The organism is Streptomyces sp. RPA4-2 (genome assembly GCF_012273515.2).
Taxonomy (GTDB): domain Bacteria; phylum Actinomycetota; class Actinomycetes; order Streptomycetales; family Streptomycetaceae; genus Streptomyces; species Streptomyces kaempferi.
Window position 1 is genome coordinate 8,786,235 of record NZ_CP050975.2, and the last position, 19,188, is coordinate 8,805,422.

Annotated in this window: 19 protein-coding genes and 1 pseudogene; 11 read left to right on the top strand and 9 right to left on the bottom strand. The window is 68.9% G+C overall.

The genetic code is table 11. From position 1 onward, the window contains the following. Positions 1 to 87: 87 nt before the first annotated feature. From HEP85_RS38610 to HEP85_RS38625, 4 genes and pseudogenes are all read right to left on the bottom strand, one after another. Positions 88 to 963 (bottom strand): annotated as a pseudogene (locus tag HEP85_RS38610) (replication-relaxation family protein). Between the two features lie 180 nt (positions 964 to 1,143). Further along, positions 1,144 to 1,659: a GNAT family N-acetyltransferase gene (locus tag HEP85_RS38615; RefSeq protein ID WP_168532026.1), complete on the bottom strand. Its 516-nt coding sequence runs from the start codon at positions 1,657 to 1,659 to the stop codon at positions 1,144 to 1,146. Between the two features lie 565 nt (positions 1,660 to 2,224). Next, the gene (locus HEP85_RS38620; RefSeq protein ID WP_168532027.1) at positions 2,225 to 2,758 is read right to left on the bottom strand and encodes a GNAT family N-acetyltransferase; all 534 of its coding nucleotides are present in this window, start codon (positions 2,756 to 2,758) and stop codon (positions 2,225 to 2,227) included. A 211-nt stretch (positions 2,759 to 2,969) separates the two neighbouring features. Continuing rightward, positions 2,970 to 4,067 carry a hypothetical protein gene (locus HEP85_RS38625; RefSeq protein ID WP_369658028.1) on the bottom strand — a complete coding sequence of 366 codons (1,098 nt, stop codon included), beginning with the start codon at positions 4,065 to 4,067 and terminating at the stop codon, positions 2,970 to 2,972. Positions 4,068 to 4,325: 258 nt separating this feature from the next. Between HEP85_RS38625 and HEP85_RS38630 the strand changes: the two genes are divergently transcribed. The 8 genes from HEP85_RS38630 to HEP85_RS38665 all read left to right on the top strand — a co-directional run bounded on the left by HEP85_RS38630 (position 4,326) and on the right by HEP85_RS38665 (position 11,147). Then, a complete protein-coding gene (locus tag HEP85_RS38630; RefSeq protein WP_248002283.1) occupies positions 4,326 to 4,748 on the top strand; it encodes a MarR family winged helix-turn-helix transcriptional regulator in 423 nt (140 codons plus the stop codon). 446 nt (positions 4,749 to 5,194) lie between these two features. Further along, the gene (locus HEP85_RS38635; RefSeq protein ID WP_168532029.1) at positions 5,195 to 6,184 is read left to right on the top strand and encodes a nitrilase-related carbon-nitrogen hydrolase; all 990 of its coding nucleotides are present in this window, start codon (positions 5,195 to 5,197) and stop codon (positions 6,182 to 6,184) included. A 191-nt stretch (positions 6,185 to 6,375) separates the two neighbouring features. After that, a complete protein-coding gene (locus tag HEP85_RS38640; protein ID WP_168532030.1) occupies positions 6,376 to 6,849 on the top strand; it encodes a VOC family protein in 474 nt (157 codons plus the stop codon). Positions 6,850 to 7,013: 164 nt separating this feature from the next. After that, the gene (locus HEP85_RS38645; protein WP_168532031.1) at positions 7,014 to 8,141 is read left to right on the top strand and encodes an alpha/beta fold hydrolase; all 1,128 of its coding nucleotides are present in this window, start codon (positions 7,014 to 7,016) and stop codon (positions 8,139 to 8,141) included. A 267-nt stretch (positions 8,142 to 8,408) separates the two neighbouring features. After that, positions 8,409 to 8,792, top strand: a complete 384-nt coding sequence (locus HEP85_RS38650; RefSeq protein ID WP_168532032.1) for a Sec-independent protein translocase TatB — start codon at positions 8,409 to 8,411, stop codon at positions 8,790 to 8,792. Positions 8,793 to 9,060: 268 nt separating this feature from the next. Continuing rightward, positions 9,061 to 9,321: a Sec-independent protein translocase subunit TatA gene (gene tatA / locus HEP85_RS38655; protein WP_168532033.1), complete on the top strand. Its 261-nt coding sequence runs from the start codon at positions 9,061 to 9,063 to the stop codon at positions 9,319 to 9,321. Positions 9,322 to 9,385: 64 nt separating this feature from the next. Further along, on the top strand, positions 9,386 to 10,264 hold the full coding sequence (gene tatC, locus HEP85_RS38660; protein ID WP_248002284.1) for a twin-arginine translocase subunit TatC: 879 nt from the start codon (positions 9,386 to 9,388) through the stop codon (positions 10,262 to 10,264). 166 nt (positions 10,265 to 10,430) lie between these two features. Continuing rightward, entirely contained in the window at positions 10,431 to 11,147 is a 717-nt protein-coding gene (locus tag HEP85_RS38665) for a hypothetical protein (protein ID WP_168532034.1), read from the top strand. A gap of 446 nt (positions 11,148 to 11,593) precedes the next feature. Here the strand turns inward: HEP85_RS38665 and HEP85_RS38670 are convergent, their stop codons facing one another. Then, entirely contained in the window at positions 11,594 to 11,791 is a 198-nt protein-coding gene (locus HEP85_RS38670; protein WP_168532035.1) for a general stress protein, read from the bottom strand. A 779-nt stretch (positions 11,792 to 12,570) separates the two neighbouring features. Between HEP85_RS38670 and HEP85_RS38675 the strand changes: the two genes are divergently transcribed. The 3 genes from HEP85_RS38675 (at position 12,571) to HEP85_RS38685 (ending at position 15,432) form a co-directional block, all read left to right on the top strand. Beyond that, the gene (locus tag HEP85_RS38675; protein ID WP_369658029.1) at positions 12,571 to 13,929 is read left to right on the top strand and encodes a replication-relaxation family protein; all 1,359 of its coding nucleotides are present in this window, start codon (positions 12,571 to 12,573) and stop codon (positions 13,927 to 13,929) included. Positions 13,930 to 14,212: 283 nt separating this feature from the next. Next, the gene (locus HEP85_RS38680; protein WP_369658030.1) at positions 14,213 to 14,896 is read left to right on the top strand and encodes a hypothetical protein; all 684 of its coding nucleotides are present in this window, start codon (positions 14,213 to 14,215) and stop codon (positions 14,894 to 14,896) included. Then, entirely contained in the window at positions 14,872 to 15,432 is a 561-nt protein-coding gene (locus HEP85_RS38685) for a PP2C family protein-serine/threonine phosphatase (RefSeq protein ID WP_369658031.1), read from the top strand. The genes HEP85_RS38680 and HEP85_RS38685 overlap by 25 nt, the downstream gene beginning before the upstream one ends. Positions 15,433 to 15,528: 96 nt before the next feature. Here HEP85_RS38685 and HEP85_RS38690 read toward each other — a convergent pair whose 3' ends face one another. The 4 genes from HEP85_RS38690 to HEP85_RS38705 form a co-directional block, all read right to left on the bottom strand. Further along, positions 15,529 to 15,966: a DUF4259 domain-containing protein gene (locus HEP85_RS38690; protein WP_168532038.1), complete on the bottom strand. Its 438-nt coding sequence runs from the start codon at positions 15,964 to 15,966 to the stop codon at positions 15,529 to 15,531. Between the two features lie 54 nt (positions 15,967 to 16,020). Beyond that, positions 16,021 to 16,716, bottom strand: coding sequence for a transposase (locus HEP85_RS38695; RefSeq protein ID WP_168532039.1), 696 nt, complete (start codon positions 16,714 to 16,716; stop codon positions 16,021 to 16,023). 98 nt (positions 16,717 to 16,814) lie between these two features. After that, positions 16,815 to 17,762 carry a radical SAM protein gene (locus HEP85_RS38700; protein ID WP_211118141.1) on the bottom strand — a complete coding sequence of 316 codons (948 nt, stop codon included), beginning with the start codon at positions 17,760 to 17,762 and terminating at the stop codon, positions 16,815 to 16,817. After that, complete coding sequence (locus HEP85_RS38705; RefSeq protein WP_168532041.1) at positions 17,759 to 18,016, bottom strand: hypothetical protein; 258 nt, start codon at positions 18,014 to 18,016, stop codon at positions 17,759 to 17,761. The genes HEP85_RS38700 and HEP85_RS38705 overlap by 4 nt, the downstream gene beginning before the upstream one ends. Between the last annotated feature and the right edge of the window lie 1,172 nt (positions 18,017 to 19,188).

Sequence of the window (19,188 nt, forward strand, 5' to 3'; positions counted from 1 at the left end):
GCAGCTGCTGCTGCGCAGCCCTGCTCTGTGTCGAGTGTCATCAGACCGGCGTTCCCCAGGTGGCCGGAGCGGGTGACGCGGCCTGTGTCATTGATCAGGCCGGGAGCTGGTCAGCAGCGGTTTGTCCCTGCGGGGGTGCGAGACCGGGCGCCACTCGTTCGCGCTCTTCCGGCCTGTGGCTTTGGGCGGGACGCTGGTGGGGTGGCGAGGAAGTCGAAGCGGCGGTGTGTGCAGTGTCGGGAGCTGTTGCCCGCGGGTGCCGGCGCCAGCCGGCGGTACTGCGATTCCGCGTGCCGTAGCCGTCATTGGCGGCGGGTGCGGCGGTACGGCGAGATCTACCGGCGTGCTGTTGATCAGGGCCGTGATGTCATCAGGGGTGTGGAGGCGGGCGCAGGCGGGGATTTTGGCGGCGAGGCGTTCGGGGCCCATGGTGGCTCGGTCGGTCTCGAGGAAGGCCCGCATCATCGACCCGTGCCCGCCGTCGTCGCCGTGGGACCGGTAGTACGTGAGCGCGTCGGGGATGACGGCCTCGCTGCTGCCGAGGGTGTGGTGGACTTCGGGTATCCAGTCGAGTGGGCGGAAGAGGTCGCCGCGGCGGCGGGCGTCCTGCAGAAACGAGAGCGCGGTCTCGGTGACGGTCAGAGCGTGTCCGGTCCGCAGCCGCACCGCGGACCGGTCGGCGACCAACCGCGGCACCCGCCGGCCCCGCAACTCCGGTCACTCGAACGCGATCCGCGCCCCGTGCACGGTCGGGAACCACACCCGGGTCCGCCCCGCCCGCGCCAGCGTGATCCGGTCGATGAGGCCTTCCACCCGGAGCTTGGCCAGCCGCCGCCTGGTCTGCTCGATCCGCACCCCGGGACTGATGACCAGGTGCACCTGCTCGGTCGTCGCCATCCGGTACTGTGCCAGCACCGCGAGCGCCAGCCGGTCTCCTGTGCCCGCGTCCGGGATCACCTGCATCGTCGTCTGCCTGCTTCCGTACGGTGCGCCGCCGCCTGTTGCGGCGCCGCGTGTACGAGTCAGGGCAGCAGTCGCCCCCGACCGGTTTGCCGACCACCAGGGCCCGACCACGGTTACGTTCCGATAGCTCCGCCCCTCATCGGTGCGGTATCCGGGCCGACAGCTCCGCCGACAACTCGGTCACTGGTGTGGGTTGTTGGTGTGTGGCGGGTCGAAGGAGATCCAGACGTCGGGTGGGAGGTCTGGCCGGTGGGGGACTGGTCTGTGTTCCTCGGTCCATGCGGGACCGGCGATTTCTGTGGCGACGCGTCGCCAGAAGTGGACTGCGCGGGTGTTGGCGTCCTGGAAGGCGACCTCCCAGGGGCCGTGGTGTCGGGCTATCACCTGCTGGACGGCGCTGAGACCGATGCCTTTCCTGCGTGCTCCGCGGACGATGAAGAAGCTGTTGAGCACGCGTTTCGGGCCGGTCAGAGCCCGGACGAAGGCAAGGCCGGCCGGGCGTGTATCGACCGTCACGAGGTAGGCGGCCCAGTCGGTGTCGGTGAGTGCGCTGTCGAGCCGGTCGGTGCGGAACGCCCCGTCGGTATCGGGGAGGACTTCATAGAACTGGGACAGGTCGTGGCGGAACATCAGCCATAGCCGTTCCAGCACGGGGCGGTCTGCGGTATCCGCTAAGCGGACGGACACGTCTGGCATGGGACTCCTTACGGTGGTCAGCCCGGAGAGGTCTGACCCGGGCATGAAAAAAGCCTTCCTGGCGGAGGTGTATCCGGCCGGGAAGGCTGCTCTGACGCAGCGGACCATAGCAGCCACGATCACCCCGGTCTCAGGTGAGGCGCGGCAAGGGCGCGGCCTCCTCTCGCCCTGCGATCACTGTGGACGATGTCTCTCGACCGGGTACCGCAGGCATGGAGGACTGCGATGGCCCCGGTTCGGAAACTCCGCCCGAGAGCGGGCTGACAACCGGTCCGGTAACCCTGCCCACAACGGTTCCCGCTCTCCGGTGCTTTGTGCTGTGTTGCTGCCGGTCACCGGCATGGTCGGGTGGACTCACTGAGCCCGACATCCCTCTCTGGACTCCCGCACCTACTCCGACAGAAAGAAAAAGAAGAATGGAAGGAGGGGAAGGGAAGGGGGCTGGAGTGCAGAGAGGGATCAGACCCGGCCTGTCTCCGATAGTGCGTCGGCCGATGGCCTCCGCGCTGCCCGCGACGGGCCTGCCGAGAGGCAGGAGGAGTAGAGAGCAGAGCGTCAGCTGTTTCTAACCTCGTGCGACGGCGGTCAGGTTGTGTTCCCAGGTGAGGAGATCGTAGGTCCGGCCCTTGTCGGTAACGGTCTCGTGGGCTGAGCTGGACAGGTGGAAGGCGGCCGATCGTGCGACGGCGATGCTGGGCTGATTGTCGGGTTCGATCTCCAGGATCACCTTCGGGAGGGCGGGGGCGGAGTGCGCGAACTCGGTCATCGTTCGAAGCGCACGCACTGCCATCCGCTGTCCCCGGTGGGCGGCGCCGACGATATAGCCGATGCTGCCCGTGGCACGGTTGAGCAGGATTTCTCCCAGCGCCTGGTGTCCATCAGTGGTGATGGCCAGATGGATCCGGATGTTGTCGCGTCGGGCTTGTTCTGCGCTGTGCAGATATCGCAGTGCGGCGGTCTGGCCGAACGGTGACTCCAACGGGGTCCGGTAAGCGACATCGGGGTCGTCGAACAGCTCTTGCATGACGGCGAGATCATTGCTCGTCCATTGACGAAGCACGAGCCCATGGGCGCTGAGTTGGAGGAGATGCGTGTCCATGACGACGTCATTCTGCCCTGAGGTCGTTGTCGAGTGGGCCGAAGAACCTGCCAGCCGTGTCACCGTGAACCGGACCCTCGTTCTTCGGGCAGCAACCACCCTTCACAGATCTTTAGTCGTGCGAGGACCGAAGGTCACCGCCGGATACTGGCAACGGGCGGTGGCGCGGCGGTCGAGAGCGTGCGGATACGTCCACGCACCCGTTCCTCCACTATCTGCGCTGCTGGTAGCGTCGCCACTCGCGTCCGCCGTCGCGAGAGATCCACAGGCCTTCGTGCTTCACCAGGTCGTATGTCGCCGTCGCCGAATCCGCGATGCCGTAGAGCGTGGTGCCGTAGACGGTGAGCGACGTGAATTTCGCCGGCGTCTTCAGCTCGTGGAAGAGGCCGTTGGTGTGGTCGCCGGCGAGCCAGTAGCGGCCGCCTTCCTCGCCGACGAGTAGCCGTCCGTCCGCAAGCAGCTCCATTACGAGCGATTGCGGGCCACGCTGCAGGGCGCTGAAGGGGATTCCGCCGCCGAGAACTCTCTGCCAGTGCCCGCCGCCGTCCGTCGTCACCAACAGGCCCTGCGTGCCCTGGCCCTGGGTGAGGGACAGCGCTGCGGTGCCACCCCGCGCGGCGAGGATGCCTCCCGTATACGGCTTCGGGACGACCGTGTGGCCGATCGTGCGACCGCCGCGCTGCCATACGACACGGTAGGGTTCTTCGTCGCTGACGGGCTGGTTCAGGCTCCAGACCGTACCCCGCTCGTCGACGGCGAGGCGGATGGCGTTTTCCGGGACTCCGGCCGGTCGAGCCACGGTGCCCGTGGCGGGGTGGTAGACGAGGACCGGCTCCGGCGCGACGAGCAGGATGTCGCCGGGGCGGGTGCGCAACGCGACTTCCGTGATGATGACCTTGTGCTGCTTGCCGTGTACGTCGAGGACGTAGGCTCCCTCGGCTCCCACCCCGGGCGGCACCCGCATGAAGCCACCGCGTATTCCCTTGTACGCGGTCGGCCCCGCCTCTGCATCCGTGTGTTCCGCGTGCTCGGCGACCGTGCGGCCGTCGGGATCCAGGATGCGCCAGGCGGAGGCGGCCGGTCCTTCGTCGTCCTCGACGTTGCCGACGTAGTACGACAGGAGCAGCGAGCCGTCGTCCGCGCGGGCCACGCCACCGGGTGCGCCGGCCGCCTCAATGACGCCGGCCGGGGCCGGCTGAGGGTCCTCGATGACGCGCTTGTACTCCGCCTCGCGACTCCCGGAGCGCCCGTCGTCGGAACCGCTTGGGTTGCAGGCGGTCAGTGCCAGCGCCGCACTTGCCGCCGCCACGAGCCTGACCGGCCGCCTCCCGCATTTCCTCAGCCCCGTCATAACCCCATCCTCACATGAGGCGGCGGGCGTGCCTTAAGACACCGTGCGAACCCACGCGGTCACAGCGCTGGCGGCGGTGAACCAGCCGCTCGCGGCGTCGCGCTTACCGCGCCCCGTCGTCCCCGGCCGTCGCGAGTCCATTTAAGAGCAGGTGCTCGTATACTGGGAGTGGAGTCTTTGGAGGGTGCCATGACGGCTGCGAGGTCGAGGGCGGACTTGTGTAACAACCTGGCGCTGCGCAAGGCGTCTCGGTATCTCGGTGCGACGTACGACAAGGCCCTGGCTCCGCTGGGCCTGCGGGCGACACAGTTCAGTACTTTGCAGCTGCTCAGCGTTCACGAAGGCATGACGATCACTCGTCTCGCCGACATGATCGCCATGGACCGGACGACGATGGCGTCCAACCTCAAGCCGCTGGAGCGCGAGGGGCTGGTCACCATTGAGCCGTCGGCGACCGACCGCCGTGCGCGGATAGTGACCATCACGCCCGGCGGCGTGGCCCGGATGAAGGCGGCGCTCCCGCTCTGGGAGAGTGCGCAGGCGGAGTTCGAGAAGAAGTTCGGTGCCGAGGATGCGGCCCGGATGCGTGCCTTCCTTGAGGCTGTCCTCGATACCGGCTTCGATCCATGGGCTGAGTGAGCTACGACTGCGCCACGCAGCTTGGCTGCGGGGATCTCGTGAAGGCGGGGGTGGCGCGGTGGGGCCCGGAAGGGTCCGGCGCGCGTGGGGGAATCCTTGGCCGGAAGTCCTGGCGCGGCTGCGATGCCCCGGTCAAGGTGCCCTTCCGGAGGTGTCCCCGATGGTGGGTGGAGGTCTGAGTGCGCCGGACAAGGTCTTGCCTTTCCCTAGATACGAGCATATGCTCCTATTTATGGGAGGTGAGACGGCTAGGCCGCCACGTCCTTCAAGCGCCGAAACCCCTCCACGGGCGGGGCACGGCATCAGAGTCGGAAAGTGGTCGGCGCACAGCCCAGCAACCTCCCGGGTCATAGAGGTCTCGGAGAGGCCGTCCCATGCCTGCTGAGGCTCGGCGAACCGAAATGCCCCGTGTGCGCCGACCCGGCATTGTGAGATGGAGTCGCACCATGACCGTCGTCAAGGCAGCTGCTGTGCAGATCAGCCCCGTTCTCTACAGCCGTGCGGGCACGGTAGGGAAAGTAGTGGAGAAGATTCATGAACTGGGCCGGAAGGGTGTCCAGTTCGCGGTTTTCCCGGAGACCGTCGTCCCGTACTACCCGTACTTCTCCTTCGTGCAGCCGCCCTACACCATGGCCAAGGAGCACCTGCGGCTGATGGAGGAGGCGGTGACCGTGCCGTCCGCCGACACCGACGCGATCGGCGCGGCCGCCCGTGAAGCCGGCATGGTCGTCTCGATCGGCGTCAACGAGCGTGACGGTGGTTCCCTCTACAACACCCAGCTGCTCTTCGACGCGGACGGCACGCTGATCCAACGCCGCCGCAAGCTCACGCCGACCTACCACGAGCGAATGGTCTGGGGCCAGGGCGATGCTTCGGGACTGCGCGCGGTGGACAGCGCCGTCGGCCGGATCGGCCAGCTCGCCTGCTGGGAGCACTACCTGCCCCTGGCCCGCTACGCGCTGATCGCCGACGGCGAGCAGATCCACGCCGCGATGTACCCCGGCTCCTTCGGCGGCGAGCTGTTCGCCGAGCAGATCGAGGTCAACATCCGTCAGCACGCACTGGAGTCGGCCTGCTTCGTGGTCAACGCCACCGCCTGGCTCGACGCGGACCAGCAGGCGAAGCTCGCCAAGGACACCGGCGCCCCAGCCGCTGCGATGTCCGGCGGCTTCTTCACCGCCATCGTCGACCCCGAGGGCCGCATCATCGGCGAACCGCTCACGTCCGGCGAGGGCGAGGTCATCGCCGACCTGGACTTCGAGCTGATCGACCGGCGCAAGCGCCTGGCGGACACACGCGGCCACTACAGCCGCCCGGAACTGCTCAGCCTCATGGTCGACCGCACCCCGGCATCCCACCTCCGCGAGCGCGACGCCCACGCCGGAACCCACTCCTTCACGACATCCGGTGGGGACCGCACCGCCGACACCCAGTGAGACGTTGCCCCCGACCGACTGACCCGACTGACCCGAAGACGGCAACGGCCCGTCAGGCAGGGCCGCGGCCCTGGGGCGTCCCCATGCTCCAGACCTGCAGAAGGACCCCGACGCCACCCCCGCCCCCCCCGACTGCGGAGTCGGCCACCCGCGGGTGCGGATTCACCCACACCGAAAGAGGAAGACCTCACATGTACATGAAGCTCGAACTCATCGTCCTGCCGGTCACTGACGTCGACCGGGCCAAGGCCTTCTACGAGCAGGTGGGATTCCGCCTGGACCTCGACAAGGCCGTCAGCGAGGACTGGCGGGCCGTGCACTTCACGCCGCCCGGCTCCGGAACCTCGATCATGTTCGGCGCCGGGATGACCTCAGCCGCCCCGGGCTCGGCCCAGGGGCTGTACCTCGTCGTCTCCGACATCGAGGAGGCGCACACCGAACTCACCAGCCGCGGCATCGAGGTGAGCGAGGTGTTCCACGACGCCGGCGGGCTGCTGTACCACGGCCACGAGGGCGGAACACTCACCCACGCCCTCGAAGGTCAGGGGCGGCTCCCCGGTGCGCACCCCGAGCGCGCTTCCTACGGCTCCTTCCTGACCTTCCGCGATCCCGACGGGAACGGCTGGGTGCTCCAGGAGATCACGGAGCGCTTCCCCGGCCGCTGACACACCAGCTTCCCCGCGGCCGGCAAGCGTCCGGCGCGGTGGTGACACCACGAACGGCTGCCTCCGAGTCCAGCCGTCACGTCCCGACACATAGGAGCACATGCTCCTATCTGTTCCGGCTTGCGCGCTGTATGCCCTGACCATCGGAAAGAGAAAAAACTCCCATGAGCATGTCGCCCATAGAACCGTCCGGCCAGGAGGGCCTTGGCCCTGACCAGCCCACGGCCCACCGCACCACCCCGCGGCGCGGATTCTCACGACGCGCCTTCGTCGGCGGCGCGGCCGCTTCCGCCGCTGCCGCGGGCATCTCGCTGGCGGCGGGTGGCCTGACGCCCGCCGTCGCCGGCGAGCCCAGGCGGATGCCGAAAGGCTTCGACTCGGTCGCCACGGCGCCGCACCTGCCGGCAGGATTCACCAAGACGTTCACCAGCCGGTTCGTCCAGGCCAACGGGATCCGCCAGCACGTGGTCACCGGAGGTGAGGGGCCACCGCTGCTCCTGGTGCACGGCTGGCCGGAGAACTGGTACGCCTGGCGCATGGTGATGCCGGAGCTGGCACGGCGCCACACAGTCGTCGCCGTCGACCAGCGCGGCATCGGATTGACCGACAAGCCGAGGAGCGGGTACGACTCCGGCACTCTCGCCAAGGACCTGGTCGCGCTGATGAGCGCGCTCGGGCACGAGCGGTTTGCCGTGGCCGGCCACGACACCGGCCTGATCATCAGCTATGCGCTGGCGGCGGACCATCCGGAGCGGGTCGCCCGCGTGGCTCTCCTGGAGGTCCCCGGTCCTCCGACCCGTAAGGGCTCTCCGCTCCTGTTCGAACCCGAGCCTGTCAACAACCGGGTCTGGCACATCCCCTTCAACTGGATCGACCACGAGCTGACCGAGCAGCTGGTCAAGGGCCGGGAAGAGATCTTCTTCGGCTACGAGTTCGACATCCAGGGCGGACCGAAGCTGCCGGAGTATGCGCGGCAGTACTACTTCCGCCTCTTTTCGGACCCCGAAGCCCTGCGGGGCAGCTTCGGCCTCTACCGGGCGTGGGACGCCACCCTCGACCAGAACGCCGGGCGCGGGGAGAGCAAGCTGCCCATGCCGGTCCTGGCGGTCGGAGGATCGGAAGGCTACGGCTCGCATGTCGCGGACGCGATGATGCCCCTCGCGGACGACGTGCAGGGCGTGGTCATCCCCGGCGCTGGCCACTGGGTCGCCGAGCAGGCTCCCAGGGAACTGCTCGACGAACTGACGCACTTCCTGGCCCCGTACCGCCGCGCCGCCGGCCCGTCCCGCTAGCGGACGAACCGTCACGCCCGGGCACGCCCCGGGCGTGACGGATCGAGCTCGCCCGTGCGGCAGCGTCGCCGCCATCGAGCAGCCGGAGCCCCTTCACCGAAGAGGCCCCCACATCGCTCCCTGCTGATCCCACTGCCGGAGCCTTCGACCGAGGACGCCCTGGCCGCGGGTGCCCCCCGGCAAGCAGGACCGGGACGAACGCAACGCCACGGTTTGCCTGCTGTCCAGGAGCGGCGGAGCCGTCACCATCCCCGAAGGGAGGCATGGATGTTTTCCGACATCGGCCCGCTCGAAGTCGTGACACTGGTCGTGCTCGCCGTCATTCTGGTCGGGCCCGACAAGCTCCCCAGGATGCTGTCCGACACCCTGCGGACACTGCGCAAACTCCGGGAGCTCTCGCAGAGCGCCCAGGCGAGCGTGCGCGACGAACTACCCGCCGAGTTCCAGGATCTGAGCCTCGATGACCTCAATCCGAAGACCCTCCTGGCCAAGAACCTGCTCGGCGGCCAGGGCCTCGACGCGGGCCACCTGACCGCCGGCCTCACCCTCGGGGACGAACGGCTCGACAGCGCTGAGACCGGCACCTCGAAGGGCCTCGGAAAGGCCACCACCCACGGACCGCTTCCCACAGCCACCGGGCGCCGGCGCTGACAAAGCGCGCCACCTGGCAAGCCCCGGCGCGGGACCTCCCCTGGCGCGCGCACGGAGAAGCGCCGTCTCAGACCCAGGGGCCGGCCATCCCGTGCCGGCCCGCAGCCGGGACCAGCCCGACCAATCACCAACCAGCACACCAACGTCCCCCAGCACACCAACGTCCCCACCCCGACGCAGGGCACGGCCGCACGCATCCGTGGCCGGCAAGCCTCTGCGCGCAGGAGTGCCGCTCCTGCGCCTATGGACCTACGGAAAGGAAACACCCATGTTCGGCAGGCTCGGAGCACCCGAGATCATCCTCATCCTCCTCGTCGTCGTCCTCCTGTTCGGTGCCAAGCGGCTCCCCGACATGGCCCGTTCCTTCGGGCAGTCACTGCGGATCCTCAAGAGCGAGACCAAGGCCATGCAGAAGGACGACTCCGACGAACCATCGACCGCGCACACCGCCGCAGCCCTCCAGACCGCGTCCCAGAACCGGCAAACGGCAAGAGCGGCGGCCGAGGCAGAAACCTCCCCCAACCGCTGAAACGCCGAAGCCACCGACCGACCCACGCGCGGTCGGTGCCGCACCGAAGGAACCGGGACCGACCATGACGCCCCAACCAGCCCACGACGCCGCACACATGCCCCTGGGGCAGCACCTGCGCGAGCTGCGCAACCGCCTGCTCAAGGCCGTCGGGGCCATCCTGCTCGTCACCGTGGCCGCAGCCCTGTTCTACAAGCAGCTCATCGGATTCCTCATCGACCCCCTGCCCGGCTGCGCCCCGGGCCGACTGGCCGGCGCGGACACCGCGGGGCACTGCGGGGTGATCTCCCTCAACGGACTCCTCTCACCCTTCACCCTGGCACTGAAGGTGTCGATCACCGTGGGCGTCGTCGCCGCCAGCCCGGTGTGGCTCTACCAGCTGTGGGCATTCCTCGCACCAGGACTGCACCGCCACGAGAAGAAGTACACCCTGGCCTTCCTCGGCGCCGGCATCCCGCTGTTCCTGACCGGCGCCGCCATGGCGTACTGGAGTCTGCCGACCACGGCACGGGTACTGATCTCCTTCACCCCGGACAACGCCACCAACCTCCTGCCCGTCGACGACTTCCTCGACCTCGCCACCCGCATGGTCCTCGTCTTCGGCCTCTCCTTCGAACTCCCCGTCCTCCTCGTGCTGCTGAACCTCGCCGGCGTGATCAGCGCACGCAGGATGGCCGGCTGGTGGCGCGCCATGCTCATGGGCATCACCGCCTTCGCCGCCCTCGCCACCCCCAGCACCGACCCGCTCAGCATGCTGCTGCTCGCCACCCCCATCAGCCTGCTCTACCTGGCGGCCTGCGCGATCGCCTGGTGCAACGACCGCCGCCGGCACCGCACCGGCCCCACCGGTCCGGGCGCGATCGCGGACACCGAGGCATCGCACCTCGAGCTCACCCCGGCCCGCCTCGACACCGCCGGCGACCTCACCGTCAGTCGGCTCTGATCCGCTCCTTTTTGAGGAGCGGCCCGCACGGGCAGTTGCCGGACGTCGCCGCCCTGGCCACCGAATAAAGAGCAAGTGCTTGGAAACGCGGAGTTCGCCTGGCTGCTCAGCGCCCACGCGGCCGAACGTACACATCCGGCTGAACACGATCAGGGAGATACATGTCATGAGTGACCTCATCACCACCGTCATCGAGGCGCACGGCGGCCTGCACCGGTACAACCGGTTCACCTCGGTCACCGCGCATCTCCGGGTCGGGGGTTCGCTGTGGCGGCTCAAGGGCCAGGAGGGGATCCTGAGTCAAGCGGCAGTCCGCCTGGACCTGCACCGGCAGCATGCCAGCCACTATCCCTTCACAGCGCCCCACCTGCGGTCATCCTTCACCGCGAAGCGTGTTGCCGTAGAGAGCGCCGCCGGTGACGTGAAGGCCGATCGCTTTGACCCCCGTGCGTCGTTCCCGGCCGACGTACACAGCCCCTGGGACGACCTGCACGTCGCCTACTTCGCCGGATATGCCATGTGGACGTACTTCACGTCTCCGTTCACCTTCTCCTCGCCCGGATTTGAGGCCGCGGAACTTTCCCCGGTCACGGAGGAGGGGGAGGAGTGGAAGCGCCTGAAGGTCACCTTCCCCGACCACATCGCGACACATTGCCCCGAGCAGATCTTCTACTTCGACTCGAACGGGCTCCTGCGCAGGCACGACTACACTCCCGAGGTCATCAACGCCGGGCCTGCCGCGCATTACCCGAGCGAATACAAGGAGTTCGACGGAATCATGGTTCCGACCCGGCGGCGCGTCTTCCGACGGGGACAGGACGGAACGGTGTCCCGGGACGTCGAACTCGTCACCATCAACGTCGAAAATGCCCTGTTCACCTGAGCGGTGAACCCTGTGGCGGTCTCATCGTCACAACGACTGAGTCCTGTGCGCATCCGCTGCGCCACGCGGCGACTTGCCGTGGTCGGGGCGATGGCCAGGGGCGGCGGCGCTGGCAGCTCTCCGGGGCTGCGCAGGGCCCCGCTGCCGCGGCCGGCGCCGAACGCGGGGAAGAGCCTGCCCTGTTCGCGGTGTGGGCGCTGGTGTGGCCTCACCACAGCCCACACCAGCGTGGTCGCCCCGACCATGGCTGGGCTACTGCGCGATCACACCAGCTGACTACGCGGGGTCTGCGCAATGGGTGCGCCCCGGCTGCGCACCGCTGTGACCTGGGGTGGTCGGGTGCGCAGCCGGGGCGGAGGACATGACAGCCCGAGTGGAGCGGCCGGCAGTCCTGGCTCCCTTTTCCGCGTGGCTGCGGTGGAGAGGCTTGTGACGCTGTGCGGTCGTCAGCGCTGGGGGCGCTTCGCCTGGCTTGCGCTACCACCCTTGTGACCGGCTGCGCGGGCCTCTTCACTGCTGAAGTGCTGGGCTGCGCCCTTCTCCTGGGCCGTGTCGCCCCTGCGCGCGGCGGCAGCGCGCCGCTCTTCGGGGGTCATGTCCGCAAGGTTCTTCTTGTCCGCGCGGTCGCTCTGGTTCTCGGCCATGGTGACGTCTCCTGTGGGAAGAGAAACTGGGGGTGACATGAGAGTCACACACCGTGGACAGGCCCGCACCTTGGATCATTACCGTGGGTAGCGGCTCTGGGGGATGCCGCATCGGCGCTCTCCCACGCTCACGGGGCTGATTGCGCAGAGCCTGCACAATCAGCCCGAGGGCTGCGCCTCGGCGCGCGGCTGCGTAACGCGCTGACCTGCTGTGGTCGGGTCTGTGGTCGGGGCGATGGCCAGGTGCGGCGGTGCCGGCAGTTGCGCACCCCGCGCCGTCCTTGCGACGCGTTGCCGCTGCAGCGTTGCCCGGGTACGGACGTGAGGTCTGTACTGGTACCTGGTGGCGACCCGGAGAGCACGGGCGGCCGGTGATCATCGGGGCGCCCGGTGCTCGCTGCGCAGCGGTGGTGCGCACTTCCGACCTGGTCGCGGCCGTGGTGGTGTGGCCTGGTAGGGAGTCGACCGTTCCCCCTACCGTCTTCCCTACCGTTCCCCCTGCCAACTCCCCTACCGGCACGTGGAGTTGTCTCGCCGGTGTTCGTGCAGGTCAGGCCCCTTGACCAGGCCCGACCGCCGGTCTCGACAACCCTCTCTTCTCTCCTCCTGCCCCCTGCCTTGTGTGTGATGTCAGCGGCAGGTGGCAGGGTGGTGCGGCGTCGAGTCGAGAGGGTCCGGTGGGTTCGCGTGGGGTGCGCGGCCCGGCGCGGCCGGTCCGCGGCCCCGGGCGCCTGTCGGCGCCAGGGGCGGTGAGACTGGGCTGGGGGAGGGGTGTGGGTGTGGGTGGTTCGTTGACGTATCCGTACGGGTCGACGAGCGCGGTGCGCGGGCACGTGCTCGCCGCGCTCGGTGTGCTGAAAGTAGCGAGCGCGGATCAGATGCGCAGGCTGACCTGTCCGGGACACAAGGACAGCAAGGGCGTGCGCAACGCCTGCCTGGACTTGGCCAAGCACGGACTGACGCTCTCCGAGGGCAGCGCGCGTGACGGGCAGAAGCTGTGGGGTCTGACCCCGCTCGGCCTCACCGCCGCAGCCGAGGTCCTCGGACGCCCGGCTGCGGACATGGGTGGCAACGCGCGGGGTGCGGCCCGCTCGGGTGCCCCGCACGCGATGGCCGTCAACGAGACGGTCATCGCGCTGACCGGCACCCAACCGGTCCCCACCCGCCCCATCGCCCGCGCCACCCCAACACCCGCCCCCGCAACGCCCACAGAGCCCGCCGCGCCCGCCGTGCCTGCTGTCCTGCCAGGGTTCGGGTCGGTGGGGTCGTGGGCGACGGAGGTGGTGCACAACTTGCCGGGCACGAGCCGTACGCGTCCTTCGGTGCGTGCGGATGCGGTGCTGCGGGCTCCGGAGGCTGGCCTGCCGGTGCTGCTGGTGGAGGTCGATCGGGGCACGGAGGCGGACGAGGTCCTGGCGGCCAAGTTCGCCCGCTACCACCAGTACTTCCGCGTGAAGGTCAAAGACCCCGCGATCCCCGCGGCCCACGCGGTGCATGCGAGTCTGAGTGTTCCGTTGTGGCAGAGCCTCTACTTGCCGACGGGCCGGGACGGGTATCCGCCGATTGCCGTGGTGTTCGAGCCCGGTACCCGGCTGGGGGAGCAAGCGCTGAAGAACCGGATGAACCGGGTGCTGGATCTGACCCGCGAACACTGGTCGGGCACGTATCAGAAGCTCGGCGGATACGGTGGCGAGCCGGACGGTTACGTCGACTTCACCGACGCCATCCCGGTCCTGTTCACCACCCTGGACCGCATCCGGGAGTCCGGCCCGCTCGCCCCGGTGTGGTGGCGCTGCGGACACCGTCGCTGGGAATCCCTCACCGACGCCCTGGACAATCCCCGGGACCGCAGAGCCTGGCGCCGGCGCGAGGCCGAACGCAACGCAGCCCAGGAACGGAAGGAAGGGCCAGCTACCGCCGGGGACTGGTCTCAGCGCCACATTCCCGCGCAGCCCCAACTCGCACTCCCGCCCGACCCGCCCTGCGAGAGCTGCGGCGGCCCGCTCAAGAGCCTTGGCGGTGAAGACCCTTCCGTCCCGCCACCGGACGGACCCACCTGCGAGGCCTGCCGCATCACCGAAGCCGCGCAGCCGCCCACCGGCCTGTTCAAAGCCCTCTTCGGCCGCCAGGACTCATAACAGCCCCCACACGAGCCTCCGACACGGCTGGGACGGCCGTCAGGACAGCCTGACTTTGTTCGCGAGTTTCGCAGCAGATGTTCACCAGTCTCGACAGCAGCCGTTCTGGGTGGCGTTCGATTCGGCTCGGTCATCTGCCGGGCGGCGGTGGGGGGTGGTTGGAACGGCCGACCCGCTGGCAGAAGCGCGCCGCGGCCCGCTGGCAGACAGTGCCACCGGCCCGGTGAACGCTCAGCGGGGCCCCAGGGCAGGCACGCGGTGGCAGGCCGGAAGGCGGCAGAGGATGGTGGAGGGCGTGGACGACTCCGTGCTCGGCCCGGTGCTGGCCCGCCTGCTGGAGCGGTCGCACGACACCGCACCGGGCGAGCTCGCCTCGCTCATCGGCCATGGCGCGCGCGACCTGGGCCTGGCCGGCGCGGCGGTCTACCTCGCCGACCTCCAGCAGACCCACCTCATCCCCCTGCCTCCGTCGGACGGCGGCGCGGACGCCGCGCTGGCCGTGGACGGCACCCTGGCCGGCTGGTGCTACCGCACCCGCTCCCAGCGCCTGGCCACGGACACACCCCACCTGGTGCTGTGGCTACCTCTGGTCGACGGCATCGAGCGCATCGGCGTGCTCCGCCTCACCGCACCCTCCCTGGACCCCAACACCCTGGAGCGCGCCAGGGCGCTGGCGTCCCTGACCGCCCTGCTGGTGGTCTCCAAGACCTTGTACAGCGACACCCTGCTCACCACGGTGCGCACCCGCCCGATGACGCTGCAGGCCGAACTCGCCTGGGCGTTCATGCCGCCCCGCACTTTGGGCACCACGGCGGTCACGTCCAGCGCCGTGCTGGAACCCGCCTACGAGATCGGCGGTGACGCGTTCGACCACGCGCTCGGCGAGCGGAAACTGCACCTGGCCGTGGTCGACGCCATGGGCCACGACACCGCCTCGGGCCTGTGCGCGGCACTCGCCCTAGCTTAAGCTGCCGCTCCACCCGCCGCACCGACGGCACCCTCGCCGACATTGCCCCCGTCGTCGACCAGGCCCTGCGCTGCTGGGTTCCGGACCGGCTCCTGACCGCCGTTTTCGCCGACCTCGACCCCGTGACCGGGGAACTTGCCTGGGTCAACTGCGGCCACCCGCCCCCACTGCTGATCCGCCGCCAGCGCGTCGTGGTAAGCGCCCTGGCCCGGCACCCCAACCTCCCCCTCGGCCTCGGCCTCGGCCCCGGCCCCGGCCACCCGAATTCTGCCCCTCCGGTCGAGCGCTTCCAGCTCGAGCCCGGAGACCGGATCCTCATTCACACCGATGGCGTCACCGAGGCCCGCTCACCGGCCGGCGGCTTCTTCGGCGAAGACCGCCTGGTCGACACCGTCGTGCGGGCCACCGCCGCCGGCGAGCCCGCGCCCGAGGCCCTGCGCCGTCTCAGCCGCGACATCCTCGACCACAGCGGACACCTGACCGACGACGCCACCATCCTGCTGGCCGAATGGCATCCCCTCCGGACCCCCGACTGATGCGAGCCGGACCCGTTCGATTCCGCGGGCCCCAGGGGTGCTGTCAAAACTGGGGTTCTGGCTCAAGTTCTGTGGTCCGTGACTGTGGGTGACCGGTCAGATGTCGAAGAGGGCTTCCTCTTGTGGCGGGATCGGAGGGTCAAGGGCGTCGCGGAGGCGGGTGATGTCCTGGCGCCACTTCGACCAGTTCGCAGCTTCGGCCCACTGCTCTGCGAGTTCAGACCGGTTGGAGACCACTTGGTCCAGGGCGTCGACGGCGAGCATTCGAAGGCCTGCAGGCAACTCCGGTAGCGGCTCTGATGGGCCATAGTTCGAACACGCCGGATCGCCGTCAGGATGCTGCGCGACGACCAGGGCGGCCGCGGCCACTGCACGCTCGCCGTCGTAGATACCCAGGAAGTCCGCAGGCGCGGCGGCACGCATGAGCACGCCCCGGATCATGGCTTCGCGTTCTTCCAGTGCTGCCTCGTCCAGGGCGCCGGCGAAGTCGGCGGCGGTGTCGTTGTCGAAGGGGCCGATGTCCCAGGTGCCCATATCTCTCCTCGCGTGGCCGTCTGGAGATCCTCGCACTGGCCACCGACAGCGAGGTCAGGAGGCAAGCAGTACCTGCTTGCGCAGGAGCTTGAAGCCAGCGCGTCCGTACATCTGCCGCTTGATCATTTTGATGCGGTTGACGTGGCCTTCCACGATGCCTGAGCTCCAAGGCAGGGTCAGGCCGGCGGTGACGGCTGCGAGGTCGCGTTCGAGGCCGTTGATGAAGGTGTGCAGGCTGGGTAGGTCGTCGGCTCGGACCGCCGCGATCCATTCGGGGAGCCGTTCTCCCTGGAGCCGGGTGAGCATCTGCCCGAAGGAGCGGACGTGCCCGGCGAGGGCGTCCAGTTCGGGGCAGCCAGCCAGCACGGACTTGAGCTTCAATCGCTCCTTCTCCGGAAGCACGTCGGGGTGGGTCAGGATCCAGCTGGCAACAGTCCTGGGAGATGGCGGCCGACCCCCTGGCACCGCGTCCCGGAAGGGACGAAGGTATGCGCGGACGGCCCCGTATCCACCCGCGTATCCATGCGTCTGGATCTCCTTCCAGAGGGTCCAGGCGTTCGTGCAGCCCTCGGCCCACCGCTCGTGCAAGTACGGCTTGAAGTCGTCGAGCTTCGTCCTGCGGTTCTGCCACTGCCCTTCCGCTTGGAAGAGGTCTTCCGGGGTCGCCGCATCGGCCAGACGCTGCACGGTTCGGTAGGTCATGCGAAGTTCGCGGGCGACCGCGCGGCGGCTGTGTCCTTCGCCGAGCATCCCGTGGACGATGGCGTGCTTCTCGCGGGTTCGGTCGGCGAACCGGTGCCCCTTCGGCCAGGGCGACGCGCCCGCGGCCCATGATCGGGCACCGCTCGCTACAATTCCCGGACTGTCGGCAGAGGTTCGCACGACTGGGTACACAGCAGCGGATCGCACGGACACGAGAGATCGGGCACACAGCACTGGGGACACAGTGTAGGAGCGGTCTTCTCCCGCCACACCGTGTCGTGGATCTCGCGGCGGATCTGCGCGAGCTCGTCACCGTGCAGGATCTCTTCCAGCGTCTGGTCCAGAACGTCACCGACAGCCCAGTCCCGGGCCATGACGCACGGGAAGACCTTTCCGTCCGGCGCGACGGCGAGGTTGCCGTTCCAGCAGTGACCGCACAGGCCCGAGAGGCTCGCGGGCTGTCCCAGGAGGTCCTGCCCCCGGCCGAACTCCCGCACCTCGGACGTCCGCACTGAGCCGTCGACACCGAGGTCGAGCAGGAATTGCCGGGTGCGTTCCGCGGCTGCGGCGTCCCCCTTCACCGCGATGACTCCCACCCGCGTCCGCACCCCCTTCTCGACGAGCCGGCGGAGGTTGGCGACGGTGCGTCGGTGGCTGCCGCGCACGGTGGTAACGGCATCGTGCACAGCGGGGTCGTCAGAGTAGACCGAGGTCGCGAAGTGCACACCTTTCTCGGCCGAGAATGCGAGCGTCTCCTCGTCCAGCGTGGTGAGGTTGGTGAAGACCTCGACGAAGTCGAAGCCGATGTCCACACTGCGGCGCATGAGCTGGTTGAAGGCCGGGTGGAGCTGGGGCTCGCCCCCGATCAGCTGGATCTGACGACAGCCCAGGTCGTAGGCCTGGCCCATCACCGATCCGTAGTCATCAGTGGTCAGCACGTCCCGGTCGCCGCTGAGCGGATGCGAATCCGTGTAGCAGTGGACGCACCGCAGATTGCAGCGGTTCGTCAACTCAAGCCACAGAAAGTTCAGGACTCCGTCAACATCCTCAGGCGTCGTCTGGGTCGTCGGCTGTGTTGCTTCCTGAGCGCTCACCGGTTTCCCTCCGCCTCAGCCGAGGCCTGTCCGTATGCGTGGTCCTTCTCCTGACCGGGAATCGGCATCAGGAGCAGCTCGCCGTCCCAGTTCACCGGCGTCATCGTGACCCGGAGCTGGTATGCGGGGCCGCCGTCGACCTGGAACTCCCACGCCTGGCCGATGGTGAACCACGTGTCGCTCTCGGGTTTGTTCCGCGCTCGGAGGGCGAACTGCGGGGGTCCGGAAATGGCTGGCAGAGAATCCTGGGACACAGCTGTCACCCTCCTGACGATCATGCGTTCGACGGACGCATCCCAGCTTCACCGCGTGCCGATGGCTCCGCGATCCAGGCACCTCCGCTTGAGGCACGGAGTCGCCCGGATGGGTGCAGGCGAAACGTTCCGGCTACGCTCACGCTTCCAGGAAGCTGCGGTCCGCCGGGTCTCGCCTTGGCTGCGGACAGTCGGCGCACCGCCCTGCCTGTGCGGCGCGGGCAGGACGGTGCCCTCGTCGGCCGGATGCCGGTGACGCGTTGGCGGCGCGCGGTGCCCGGATGAGCTGCTGCGCGCCGCCAGGCCGGGTCGGTGCCCGGTGATGCGGCCACCGACGGGAGGGGGTCAGTGGCGGTGCCCATGGCGGGGTCAGTTCGGCCCTGGACCCATGCGACACCGACCAGGACATGGAATTTCCCGCCTGGGCCACCCGCACCGTGCTCGGCGAGCTCACCCGGCACTTCCGGCGGAGCAGCGGCGGGCGTTCGGGGCCGGGCAGATGACCGGCAAGCGAGCTGCGCGGCTGGAACGGTTGAGCATGGTCTGGTCGGTCGCGGATGAACGGTTCCAGGAGAATCTGGCCGCGGCCCGGATGTACTGGGACCAGCACTGGACACTGTGCGCACCCCACTCCGCCCCGCGCTCGACAAGCAATCGGGCAACGGCTGTCCAACCTCCGCCGCCCAGACGCCTTGGCGGGCCACCCCGAGTGGGAGCCGGCGCTGCGTGAGGTCGATGAGGACGGGAACCCGGCGCGGCCGGCGGACCGGTAACGCCACTACGCCATACTACGCGAACCGCTGGCAAACCAGCAGGGCCACGCCGATGAGACGGTGGTCCTGCCCGCAGAGCAATGCTCAAGACCTAATAGCAGTGCACGGTGACGGGTGACCCCTACTCAAGACTCGGAGCCGGACTCCTCTCCACAGGCAGAGGGCCCCGCCGCCGTGCCCTTGCGGAGGGCGCGTGTCGATCGCCTCCGCGGGGGCACTGATGATCGTGACCCGAGCCGCCCGTACGACCACCCGCTCCTCAACACGCGAGCCGCAGAGCTCTCTCCGAAGACCGGGGCCGTGCGGTCAGCTGGGGCCACGAACAGCTCATCGGATGTCGGGCCGCCGAGCCCTCCTATTAGGTCGCTGCGTGTCCCCGCACAGGCTCACACGCTGGGC